At 49.1% G+C, this 12641-nt stretch carries 7 protein-coding genes; 4 read left to right on the forward strand and 3 right to left on the reverse strand.

Features of this window, described 5'->3' with window-relative positions; translation table 11 throughout:
- Positions 1–85 precede the first annotated feature (85 nt).
- A complete protein-coding gene (locus GK091_RS14900; protein WP_317166305.1) occupies positions 86–3718 on the forward strand; it encodes an FG-GAP-like repeat-containing protein in 3633 nt (1210 codons plus the stop codon).
- A gap of 62 nt (positions 3719–3780) precedes the next feature.
- Here GK091_RS14900 and GK091_RS14905 read toward each other — a convergent pair whose 3' ends face one another.
- Entirely contained in the window at positions 3781–4290 is a 510-nt protein-coding gene (locus GK091_RS14905) for a DUF4494 domain-containing protein (protein WP_164039707.1), read from the reverse strand.
- A gap of 292 nt (positions 4291–4582) precedes the next feature.
- Between GK091_RS14905 and GK091_RS14910 the strand changes: the two genes are divergently transcribed.
- Both GK091_RS14910 and porU2 read left to right on the forward strand, forming a co-directional pair.
- The gene (locus GK091_RS14910; protein ID WP_164039710.1) at positions 4583–5131 is read left to right on the forward strand and encodes a YceI family protein; all 549 of its coding nucleotides are present in this window, start codon (positions 4583–4585) and stop codon (positions 5129–5131) included.
- 280 nt (positions 5132–5411) lie between these two features.
- Complete coding sequence (gene porU2 / locus GK091_RS14915) at positions 5412–8675, forward strand: putative type IX secretion system sortase PorU2 (protein ID WP_164039714.1); 3264 nt, start codon at positions 5412–5414, stop codon at positions 8673–8675.
- Here the strand turns inward: porU2 and GK091_RS14920 are convergent.
- Complete coding sequence (locus GK091_RS14920; protein WP_164039718.1) at positions 8672–9373, reverse strand: hypothetical protein; 702 nt, start codon at positions 9371–9373, stop codon at positions 8672–8674. The genes porU2 and GK091_RS14920 overlap by 4 nt on opposite strands.
- 140 nt (positions 9374–9513) lie before the next feature.
- On the opposite strand from GK091_RS14920, the gene GK091_RS14925 reads away from it, so the two are divergent.
- Complete coding sequence (locus GK091_RS14925) at positions 9514–11460, forward strand: asparagine synthase-related protein (protein ID WP_164039722.1); 1947 nt, start codon at positions 9514–9516, stop codon at positions 11458–11460.
- A gap of 11 nt (positions 11461–11471) precedes the next feature.
- On the opposite strand, the gene GK091_RS14930 is transcribed toward GK091_RS14925, so the two are convergent.
- Positions 11472–12641, reverse strand: coding sequence for a nucleotidyltransferase domain-containing protein (locus tag GK091_RS14930; RefSeq protein WP_164039725.1), 1170 nt, complete (start codon positions 12639–12641; stop codon positions 11472–11474).

Raw genomic sequence — 12641 nt, forward strand, 5'->3', positions numbered from 1 at the left:
CGAATGGACATCCATAATTTATGAAATATCTTTCTGTAATCGTATTTTTGTTTTTGCCTAATCACGTAATTGTCCGTAGCTCATTGTGAGAACCCTTTCTCTTTTTTTTGTGGCTAGCCTGGCGTTTTTATTAACGGCCTGTGATAAACCGCTCTTTTCTCTTCTGCCCGCCAGCGATACGGGCATTACGTTTTCCAACCGCATCACGGAAAACGATACAATGAATATCATTGATTTTGAATACGTCTACAACGGGGGTGGTACCGCCATCGGCGACTTCAACAACGACGGTTTGTCCGACATCTTTTTTACGGGCAATCAGGTATCAAACCGGCTATACATTAATAAAGGCGATTTTAAATTTGACGATATCACCCAGAAGGCGGGCGTTACCGGCAATGGGAAATGGTGCTCGGGCGTCGCGCTAGTCGATATTAACAATGATGGCTGGATGGATATCTACGTGGGGGCAACGGTCAGTAAGGTGGCCGCCAAACGCGAGAATATGCTCTTCGTCAATCAGGGCGCAAAGCCTGGGGAGACGCCCGTATTTCGCGAAATGGCGAAAGAATACGGCATTGCCGATGATGGTCATACTACCAACGCGGCCTTCTTCGATTACGACAACGACGGCGACCTCGACCTGTACGTGCTGACGAATACTATCGAGGAAAACCCCAACGCTTACCGCGATCGGATTCTGGATGGCTCCTCGCCCACCACCGACCGACTCTACCGCAACGACCCGAACCCGACCTTAGGGCACCCCGTGTTCACGAACGTGTCGAAACAGGAAGGTATTCTGAGTGAAGGCTACGGTCTTGGACTCAATATCACGGACATCAACCGGGATGGCTGGAAAGATGTGTACGTGACCAACGATTACCTGAGCGACGATTTGCTGTACATCAATAATCATGACGGCAACAACCGCCACACCGGATTTACCGATCAGGCACCCCAGTATTTCAAGCACACCAGCGGTGCGGCAATGGGAAATGACGTGGCCGATATTAACAACGATGGCCTGGCCGATATTGTCGCAGTTGACATGCTTCCCCGCGACAACGCCCGCAAGAAAATGCTCATGGGAGCCAACAATTACCAGACCTATCTCAACAACGAGCAGTTCAAACATACCTATCAATATACGCGCAACACGCTGCAACTGAATCAGGGACTCGCACCCACCCCAACAGGGAAGCATCCTGTTTTTAGCGAGATCGGTCTTTTCAGTGATGTGGCCGAAACCGACTGGAGTTGGGCACCTACCCTTATGGACTTCGACCACGACGGCTACCGGGACCTGCTGATCACCAATGGTTTTCCGAAGGACGTAACGGACCGCGATTTTGGCTCCTTCAGAGCGGAAAGCGAACGGATTGCCGAAAAATCGTTTATGCTGGCCCAGATTCCGGTTATCAAGATCAGCAATTATGCCTTTCGGAATAAGGGTGATCTGACGTTTGAGGATGTCACGGAAAAATGGGGACTTAAGTTACCCTCCTTCTCGAACGGCGCGGCCTACGGCGACTTGGACAACGATGGCGACGTTGATTATGTAGTCAACAACATCAATGATTCGGCCTTTGTCTATCGCAATAATCTGGTTGAAAGCAAGATCGATAAGGCCAACTACCTGCGTATAAAGTTTGCGGGTGAAGCCCAGAATCGGATGGGTCTGGGTGCCATTGTCGAACTTCATTACGGCAATGGTCAAGCTGGCGGCACCAAGCAGCAGGTTTATGAACACAGCCCTTACCGTGGCTATCTGTCTACGGTAGAGCCGATTGCACATTTCGGGTTGGGTGACGTTTCGACCATCGATGAGGTACGTATTATCTGGCCGGGTCTGAACGGCAGTCCGCAAAAACAGCAGACCTTACGGAATGTAAAGACCAATCAGGTGCTGGCCGTCGATGTACGTAATGCGCACGAACCGGTTCCGCTAACTCCGCAGCCAAAGAGTCTGTTCACGGAAGTCACCGATTCACTGAACATTACGTATCAGCACGTCGAGCCGGAACACATTGACTTTAACGTTCAGAAACTGTTACCCCACAAACTCTCGCAGTTTGCGCCTGCCGTGTCGGCGGGTGATGTCAATGGGGATGGGTTGGACGATCTGTTCATTGGTGGTTCACGAATGAATAAGGGGCATTTTCTGATCCAGACGGCTGCGGGCTCGTTCGTCGAAAACGATCTGCTTCCCGGAGCCGCCATCTCCGTAGCGGCTGGCGGCAATGCGAAAGACAAGCAGGAAGAGGACATGGGAACGCTTCTCTTCGATGCCGATGGGGACGGTGATCTGGACCTGTACATTGCCAGTGGAGGTATCGAAGGCAATGCCAACACGCCAACCTTCCAGGACAGACTCTACCTGAATAATGGCAAAGGTGTTTTCACGCTTGACCAGCAGGCACTGCCAGCCTGCACAGTCAGTAAGTCCTGCGTGAAGGCCATCGATTTCGACCGGGATGGCGATTTGGATCTGTTCGTTGGCGGACGAGTTGAGCCGGACCATTACCCCAAACCGGTGTCAAGTTTTGTGTTCCGTAATGATTCCAAACCGGGTCAGGCGAAGTTTACGGACGTAACGAAAGCCGTTGCCCCCGCTTTGCAGGACCTGGGTCTGGTCTGCGACGCCCTCTGGACCGACTACGATAACGACGGATGGCCCGATCTGATGCTGGCCGGTGAGTTTATGCCGCTAACTATTCTCCGAAATCAGCAGGGGAAACTTCAGCCTGTAGACAATAAGCTCGGCAACCAAAAAGGCTGGTGGAACTCGCTGGTTGCCGGTGACTTCGACCGCGATGGTGATATGGACTACATCGCTGGTAACCTCGGCCAGAACGCCCGGATGCGAGCCAGCGACAAGGAACCCGTGCGTATCTATGCCGGAGACTTCGACAACAATGGCTTTTACGACGCGATTCCCACGATTTTTATAACCGATGAGAAGGGCATAAACCGGGAGTTTACCTTCCACGGCCGCGATGACCTCATTAAACAGATGATTGCCATGCGGAAACGCTTTCCGCTTTACAAAGATTTTACGCAGGCCAGTATCGATAAATTGCTGACGCCCGAAGAGCGCGAAAAAGCGCTGGTTCTGGAAGCCAACTACCTGCAATCGGCCTATATCGAAAACAAAGGTAATGGCGCGTTTGCGATACATCCACTGCCAACCCCGGCCCAGATGGGACCGATTTTCGGTATGGTAGCCGACGACGTTGACCATGATGGCAATCTGGATGTGATGTTGGTCGGTAACGATTACAGTGGCGAAGTGATGATGGGGCGGTACGATGCCCTGAATGGGATGTGGCTTCGCGGCAATGGCAAGGGGGAGTTTGCTCCTCAGTCCATAGCAACCAGTGGATTTTATGTACCCGGTAATGCCAAAGGATTGGCTCAACTGACCACGGCCAACGGTCACGAACTGCTGGTGGCTACCCAAAACCGGGGCCGGCTGTGTGTCTTCCGTAACTCCAAATCGGTCCCGTCGGTGCGCCTGCGGCCAACGGATGCCTCGGCCTTGCTGACCTTCGCCGATGGCAAAAAACAGAAGGTCGAGTTTAGCTATGGCAACTCGTTCCTGTCGCAATCAGCCCGAACCTTATCGATTGACCCACAGGTAAAATCTGTGGAGATCACCGATTCGCGGGGACGCAAACGACAGGAACTCGATCAGGTAAAGCTGGTCGTCCGGTAACGAAAAAGCGGGCTCTCATCGAATGAGGCCCGCTTTTTTAATTCCGACGTTGATGTTTCGCCTTATTCGGCGGCTTCAACAACTTCGCTCAGAGGGCGTAGGTTGCGCTTCTCCTCTTCATTGTACGGGAAAATCTCCAGGATCTTTGTTGTATTGACGTCCGTAATCTCGAACGGATCAAGGGCGGTTTTCAAACTAAGCTCAACGCGTTCGTAAGCCTGCTTGGGCGTTTCGGCATTGACCAGCATGACACTGGGCGTTTTTTTCTGTTTACCCGTTTTCTCGTCGTCGGTGATAAACATCGCTTTCACTTTGAACCACACGTCACCCCCATCTTCGTGGTGAAACACATCCGCGAGTTTCATTCGGGAAATGTTCGTGATGTCAAAGTCGGGAGTATTGGCCGCAATCTCCTGATAGAGTCGGCCTTCGGCATCCGTGTAGCTAACGGCATCGACCAGATAGGCTTCCGTGACCGTTTTCTGTTTAATAAATTCTTCGTTCCGCGATCCCACATTTGAGTCGTCAATGGGTTGCTGATAACGGATTTTTCCGAGGAACCAGTTAGGCATTTTCTACTAAGTTGATATATAAATAGAACAAAAACCTGTGGGCAAAAGTGCCTAAAAATACCCAGATACCACACAGGCGGGCATCAAATAAGCGAAGTTTTCTCGGCGTCTCCGGGTACGAAAGTAATCCGAATCGATGGAGTCTTCGTGCCGGATAACTATACTTTAGAAACAAGCATCAGCTGTTCATGAAAAAAGCCGGGCCGACTGAAACATTTTTTTCAAATTAGATGTATATACATTAAATGCAACGACAAGCATTAACGAAACGATAACATAAACACGAACAATCATGGAAGCACAACCAACCACCGCCACAACCTGGGTTATTGATCCAATGCACTCTGAAGTGCAGTTCAAAGTAAAACACCTGATGGTATCAACCGTAACCGGCCAGTTCAGTGCCTATGAGGGTAAGCTGGAAATGGCTGGTGACGATTTTGAAGCCTCTACAATCACGTTCTCAGCCGACATCGATAGCATCAGCACCGGAAACGAGCAACGGGATGGTCACCTGAAATCAGCCGAGTTCTTCGATGCCGAGCAGTTCCCTACATTGACCTTCACGTCAACCCAGTTCACAAAAACGGGTGATGACACGTATGATCTCACGGGTGATTTAACCTTGCATGGGGTTACCAAATCAGTAAAACTGAAAGCGGAATATGGTGGACAGATGCAGGATTTTTATGGTCAAACCAAAGCAGGTTTTGAAGTAACGGGCGTCATTAAGCGTAAAGAATTTGGCTTAACCTGGGATGGTGTGACCGAAGCGGGTGGCGTGGTGGTTAGTGATGACGTGCGATTAGTTATGAATATTCAGGTGACGAAACAGGCGTAGTTTTTTAGACCGCCTTATAGATAGATTGGGGTTCATCAGGAACTGGTTCGGTTAGAACGCAGGGCCTGGTGAACCCTTTTTTTTGTGATAAGCGTATCATTTTGTCGATTTCATCGATCTAAATAAGAAACTTAAATAAGCATTAAAGTTACATTTTATCATTTGCGTATTAATTTTGAATCGACAAGCTCTGCGTCTATACAGCTATGTATTGGAGCAACCTAGACGTGTAAATGCTATTGGCTATAGTATCGATAGGTTAGTCAGGATTTAAATGCGTATGAAAAGAGAGTTACTGTTGGTCTGCTTGCTGGTGAATGCGCTGGCCTTGTCTGCTCAGAATCCGTTTGGTAATGAGTGGATCAGAGCGGACCAATCGTATCTGAAGTTTTCGATCAATAAGGCGGCAGTTTACCGGATTAGTTACCAGGATATCAAAACAGCCGATGCGTCGTTTGTCAAAACGAACCCGACAAATTGGCAGCTATTTTTCAGAGGCCGGGAAATGGCCATCCGGGTGGTGGGGCAACAGGACAACGTTTTTAATGAGCCGGATTATGTTGAGTTCTACGGCGAAAGCAACGATGGCAGTCAGGACTCGTTACTCTACCGACCCCAGCAACGCCTACACCCCTACCAAACGCTCTTTTCCGACGAAGCTGCCTATTTTTTAACCAGTAGCCCCACGCAAGCCGGCAAACGGGTACCCGAATTGAACCAATCGATACAGGGCCTTATTCCTGAACCCTTCCACATTGAAGAAACGGTTCAGGCATTTACCACCGACTACACGTTCAACAACCTGAAAGGACTGGAGCCGGTTCTGCAACACAGCTATTACGAACCAGGGGAAGGCTGGTCGGGCCCAATGCTCACTATCGATTCGGTGGGTATCGTTACGCTGAAACTAACAGGGCGGGTTTCTACAAACTGGCCGATCACGCTGGAAGGTATGGTTAACGGACGTGATTTCTCGAATCATAAAGTAGTGGTTCAGCAAGCGGCCTCGACGACAACGACGCTGGCCACCTTGACTTTCCCTGGCTTCTCCAGCCAGACGTTTCAGTCAGCGATCAGCCCCGGTACGATCCAGAACGAGCAGATCAACCTGCGTTTCAAGCCCGAAAACTTCGGGTTCATCAACCATTTTTCCATCACCTACGTGAAGCTTTCTTACCCGCAAGCAACGGCGATGACGAACCAGTTAACAAAAGTATTCTATTTGCCTGTTCGTCAACAACCAACGGCCTTGCTATCGGTAAAGGATGCGCCTTCGGGGTCGTTTGCCTACGATATCACAGACAAGATGAACTGTCGCTACATAAGAGTTCAGACCAATGGCGGTCAAACGTCGCTGGCAGTTGCTACGGACGCGCAAAAACGAGCTGTTCTGGTGACAAATCAGGTAGAGAAACCGTTGGCAATTAGGGCTATTCGTTTTGCGAACACATTCTCAACATCGGCGGATTACCTGATCATCACCCATTCCTCGCTTAACCGGTCGGCAGCCACCTATGCCAATTATCGGGCCTCCGCTCAGGGGGGCAGTTACAAGCCACTTGTTATTGACGCCGACTCCTTATACGATCAGTTCAATTACGGCGAAAAAAGTCCGCTTGCTCTCCGGCGTTTTGCTGATTTTATGCTCGCTACTGCCCCTGTCAAAAATCTCCTGTTGATCGGCAAAGCGTGCAGTTATCCCTATTTCGTAAAAACGGCTACCGACGATCTGGTTCCAACCATTGGCTACCCCGGCTCTGACATTTTACTAACCGCTGGTCTGAACGGCTACCCGCGCAACACCCCTGCCATTCCTACCGGTCGCCTGAACGTAACGACCAACGAGCAGGTACTGGCTTATTTGAAAAAAGTTAAACAAACCGAAAACACTACACCCAATGGTCTGTGGCGCAAGCACATACTACACATCAGTGGCGGGAAAAGTAAAGAAGAAGCGCAGAGCCTACGCACGACATTAAGCACGTTAGGCAACGTATTCAGCAATGGTATTTTAGGCGGACAAGTCAGTGCGTTTAGCAAAAGCAGTGCCTACGAAGAAGTCGAGCCCATCAACATTACGTCCTTGGTAAACGATGGGGTCAGTTTGCTTACCTTCTTCGGCCATGCCGGACCGGCCATAACGGATATGAACTTCGGGTTTGCTTCACCGCTGGAAAACGGCTACCGGAATACGTTCTATCCACTTATGCTTTTCAACGGCTGCGGAGTCGGTGAGATTTTTTCCCGATTCACCACCTTATCAACCGATTGGGTACTGGCACCAGATAAAGGGTCCGCGCTTGTTTTAGCCCACTCGTATTTAAGTTACGAACAACCAACAACCCGCTATCTGACAAAACTTTATCAGAGCCTGTTTACCGATGCCACTACGCTTGGTATGCCTTTCGGGAAGTTTCAACAGCAATTAAATAGAGCCCTCGAAAAAGAAGGAATCGATTCCTATGACGAATCCGTTTTACTGGAGATGGTTCTACAGGGTGATCCGGCCCTTAGCGTCTATCCACTGCCCAATCCTGACTTTGCCATTGCGCAGAAAGGCATTTATATTCAATCGTCCGTTGCCGGTAGTTCGATCAAACATAGTGACTCGATTCGGGTCGTTATTCCAATGGCCAACTTAGGTAGATTCGTTGCTGGTCAGTCGGTCGGCTTGTCAATAACGAAGACAATGGCCAACAACACGACAAGAAGCACGGTGTACTTTACCAGTTTTCGCTACCAGGACACGCTGTCCTATACGATTGCCAACGATCAATCACTGCGGTCGATTTCGGTGCAGATCGACCCGGCCAATCAACTGATTGAGTTAGACAAAACCAACAACAACGCCACGTTAGCCATCGACTGGGCACGGGCAGAAACCAGCAATAGTTACCCGGCCGATGCGCTACCAGACGTAGTTAGTCCAACCGTCAACGTGTTTATCAATGGAACAATCAAAGAAAATGAGGCTGTTGTCGATCTAACGCCTACCGTGTCAATCTACCTCACGGACGAAAATCAATTAGCGGCCAAGGATACGAATGCGGTTGAACTTTACCTGAAAGCGTGCGAGACCTGCGCGCAACAAAAGCTGTCGGCCAAAAGCATCACGTTTGCTCAAGTATCAGCGAATCAGTTGCAGGCAATCACAACACTGTCTCTCAGCCCAGGCAGTAGGTATGAGCTTATTGTTATTGGGAACGATGTTGCCGGCAATCGTACGCAGCCCCCCTACAAACTGGCGGTTAGAACGTTGGCAGATGATCAACCCATTACGTTGTCAACCTATCCGAATCCAGCCTCAACCTACGCAAAATTTGAGCTGACCCTAAACGTACAGGCATTACCCACCGAGTCAAGATTACTTATTTACAATCAGAAAGGATCACGAGTTTATGATAATCCATTTCCTGTATCAACCGGCAAAAACTCGTTTTTGTGGCATGGAACAGCACCCGGCCTCTATCCGTATTCGTTGCAATTGACCTGGAAAGATGGACGAAGGCAAACTTATTCGGGCAAAATTCTTTGGCAGCCTTAAAGCAATCGATTACTGGCCACTAATTCCCATCTCTGTTTTGTCCCCGATTCGACAATGCCTTTTGCGATGCAGTCCGGTGACAATTGACAATAGGCCAGCGATGTGTTTTCGCGGTAAATCAGGCCAACGTTTCGGGCGTATACCCGGCGGTATCGATTCAGATTGATCAGGGTCGAATCGTTGGCGCCGACTACCGAAATCGTGTTATCGAAATTCAGTTTATTGACCGAAACGGAACGACCACGTCCTTCATACCGAAGCAACGTATCCGGGTTTGTGTTGTATATGTTAGCGTTCCAGGACGTAGTTGATGCGATGGGAAAAACCAGCTTGACGACGGGTACCGTATTGTCTAGTCCAACAACTTCGGCGGGCGTTTTATAAACGGTACGGATGGCATTGAGCTGCCATTCCGACTGGCTCGTTTTTTTTATGGACTCTTCCATCAGAAAAATAAGCTGACCGTTTTGGGTAAAGGAACTACTGACTTTCTGCTGTATCTGGTAGACACGTTCGGCAACCGGACTGCCTGATGAGTACGTATGCTGCGTTACCTGATAAATCCAGTAATCACCGATTTGCAAAGGGAAATAGGCAGAATCATCCGTTGCAGGATCAGTCGATGGCTGCTGACAACCATTGATTATACTGAGAAAAGCCAGTAAGATAACCGTATACAACTTATTTTTTTTAAGCATAGTCAAGTTTGCTTGCCAGTTACGACGCTTACCTTAACGGCCCTACGCAACTTGCTGTCAAAGGTTGAATAGACGTATCAGTAAGCCGGAGCCAAGGTACAAAAGACAGACTTTTTTCGAGGTATCTATACAAGTCAATTATGAGCGGAATTGCGGGAATGATCCGGTTTGACGGGAAGGCTATCGACCAGACTGACCTAACTGCTATGATTCGATTGCTGAGCCATCGGGGTCAGGTTACGAGTCAGTTAATTGATCAGGGCATATTATTGAATTTCGGAGGTATACCCGAATCAAGCCAGGGTACTCCTATTTACGCCACTGCCGATGCAGCCATCTTTACTCACGCGCCAATTCCTCAACCTTTTAGCACGAATTATGCCAGCAGTGGACCAGCTTCATTCGATACAATTAATGCCGATTTCGCCGTCGCTATATGGGATTCTACGAAACAGACGCTCTTTTGCGGGCGCGATCCACTGGGTGTAAAACCACTCTACTACGTGTTCCAGCCGGGTCGTTTTTTTGCTTTTGCTTCCGAAATTAAGGCATTGCTGGCACTCAATGAGGTTGTCGTTAAACCCAATGAGCATAAATTTAGAGAGTACCTGGTCTGGGTTACGGACTATGTCCATTACAGTGCTGAAACCTTCTACGCAAGCATCTTCAGCGTTCTGCCCGGTCATTATGTAGAAGTGACTGACCACCGTTTGCAGACCCACCCCTACTGGACAATAAACCTGGCCAAATTTGATACGCTAAAAACACCGGAGGATTACTCGTCGGTATTTAACGACTTGTTTACGGCAGCCATCGATCATAGAATTAAGGGCAAAAAAGTTGTTGGGGCACATCTGAGTGGTGGTCTGGATTCTTCGTCCGCGAGTTGTGTAGCACAAGCCCTGTTGACAAAGCAAAATCGACCGCCCCTGCACACATTCAACATTGATCCTGAGCTACCATCGGCCGATGAAAGCGAATATGTTCGGGCCGTTATTGATCACTATCCGCTTCGTCATCACACGGTTCATCCGGTGGCAGACGTGCTAGATAGTGTACTTAAAATCAACCAACTATTCGATCGACCAGAGCACTTCATCATTCCCTCCAGTTTTCACCTGAGCGTGTCACTGAAAGCGCAACAGGTCAACTGCGACGTTCTGTTAACCGGTCACGACGGCGACAGCGTGATCACAACAAGTTTCGACTTTCTGGATGAGTTGTTCGATGCAAACGACTGGGACGGTTTACAACAGGCGGTTCTACAGTTTGTTGCCCCCCCGGACAGAAATCTCCGGTTTGTGCGCGAAGACTGGCTTCAGTTGACAGATAAAGCTAAATTCGAGACGTATGTCCTTTACTTCATCGGCTCGAAACTCAAAAAACGACTAAAAAACCAATCGCCAGGCGTTGTTTTCAGAACGCTTCACATTCAGAAACAAGTATTTGGTCTCTCCTCGAGCGCGATTGTAGCCTATTGTTACAAACGGATCAAAGACAAGCTGGCTCATAAAACGCTCATTGACAACGCACTCAGCAGCGAATTTAAGCAACGGGTTCCGCAACGAGTCCAGCCATCAACCAACGAACTTGTAATGAGTTTAGAAACTGATTTAGCGATGCCGGTTCGACAGATTTTGAATACAACAAATGTCATCTGCAATGAGCAAATGAATCACATTGGTGCTTACTACGGTCATCAGTATTCATTTCCTTTTTTCGATAAAAACGTCATCGAGATTGGTCTCGCCACGCCAATGGCAGTAGGTTTCGACAACGGACGCGGACGCGGGTTGATTCGGCATGGTTTGAAAGACGTGCTGCCTGCGACCATTGTATCGAGGCTTACCAAAGCCAATTTTGTGGAGTACGGTAACCTCTCCGCTCAACAACTCTACCAGTCAACCCATGAACTGTTTTCTTCCGCCAGCCATCCAATCTGGTCGGTGATCGATCGAGACGAGTTTACGAAAATTGTCACTATCGTTTTTAATCAGCAAATTCCAGTCATCAAAAAAACCCGCTACAACTGGTTATTGAGCCGGATTATTTACCTGTCGCTCTGGCTTGGCTCACTACCGAATTAGCGTGGTGCAGTTTAACGCGACGTCGGAATAAATTTACAAAAAGACCGGATCGCGCGTACAAAAACGGTTATAAAGCCTAGCTCCTTTGGCACGTAGACTAGTCTTCTCCCAATTTTGAACGTACTCGCCCGAAAAATTCGACTGGTGACAAACGTAGCGTAAATTTTTGCTTTCAGGCCAAACCGGGTCTGTGCGCTGGCAAAATACCTCAGCTGACTAAGGACCAGCTTACTGAGAGCCAGCGGCTCACTGGTCTCCCAATTTTTTTCGTAGGCATCAGCGAGCGCACGTATGTCAGGCGCAGCAACCAGTTTCTGCACGGGCGTCGGTAAGGACAAATGCCCTAGTTGCTGACACCAGTACAAGCCCACCAGAAAGATCCGCTCCATACCGTACCGGCGCATTTCCTGCATAAGCCACGACCAGTCGATGGGCTTATCGTTCAGCAAAAAGTAGAGGTCATTTATGTAGTAAAGTTGCTGCCAGATATTGGTCACGCCATGATGCGTTACCAGCAAGATAACCTGCATTTCCGTCTGAACATTCGTCGGCGAAAGCACATCGTCCAGCTCAAACGACGCGTAGTTTTTGTTGAAGCACAATAGCTTCCAGTGTAAATCGATGTCGATGTAGTTATCGTTGAAGAGCCGCTTAAACAGGCTGACTTCCGATAATTCCGTAAGCAGACGCTGCTCACCATCCTGGCAATAAAGCGTCTGCTTGGGGTTTAATTCATAGTCACCCTTCCGCAGCAACTGGATCGTTTTGAACGCATCGGCGGGTCGTACCAGCACATCAATGTCACCACTGATCCGAAGGCTCCCCTCCGGATAACAATGTTCAGCCAGATAGACACCCTTGAAAGCTAGATGATCGATTCCGTTATCAGCCAGCAATTTATCGAGCAGTCGATACTGGTGGCGCTTGATCATACTATCGGCCGCAGCGGTCTGGTAATTACTGCGCAGGGCAGTTAGAAACATTTCCGGCACGTTTGGTAACGACTGAGCCGCCTGGTACAGAAAGGGTGTAAGTCGATGCCGGTCGGCCAAACGGTAGAGCCGGTCCCAGTTTAGTGTTTTTTGGGCTATCGAGTCAATGAGTTGCCCCTTCTTTTCTGCCGACAACGCAAGGGTGCAGGCGAGTTGCAGCACCTTAATTTCGGGCGAGTGAGCAGCCAT

It is taken from the genome of Spirosoma agri, assembly GCF_010747415.1.
In the GTDB taxonomy this organism is placed as follows: Bacteria; Bacteroidota; Bacteroidia; order Cytophagales; family Spirosomataceae; genus Spirosoma; species Spirosoma agri.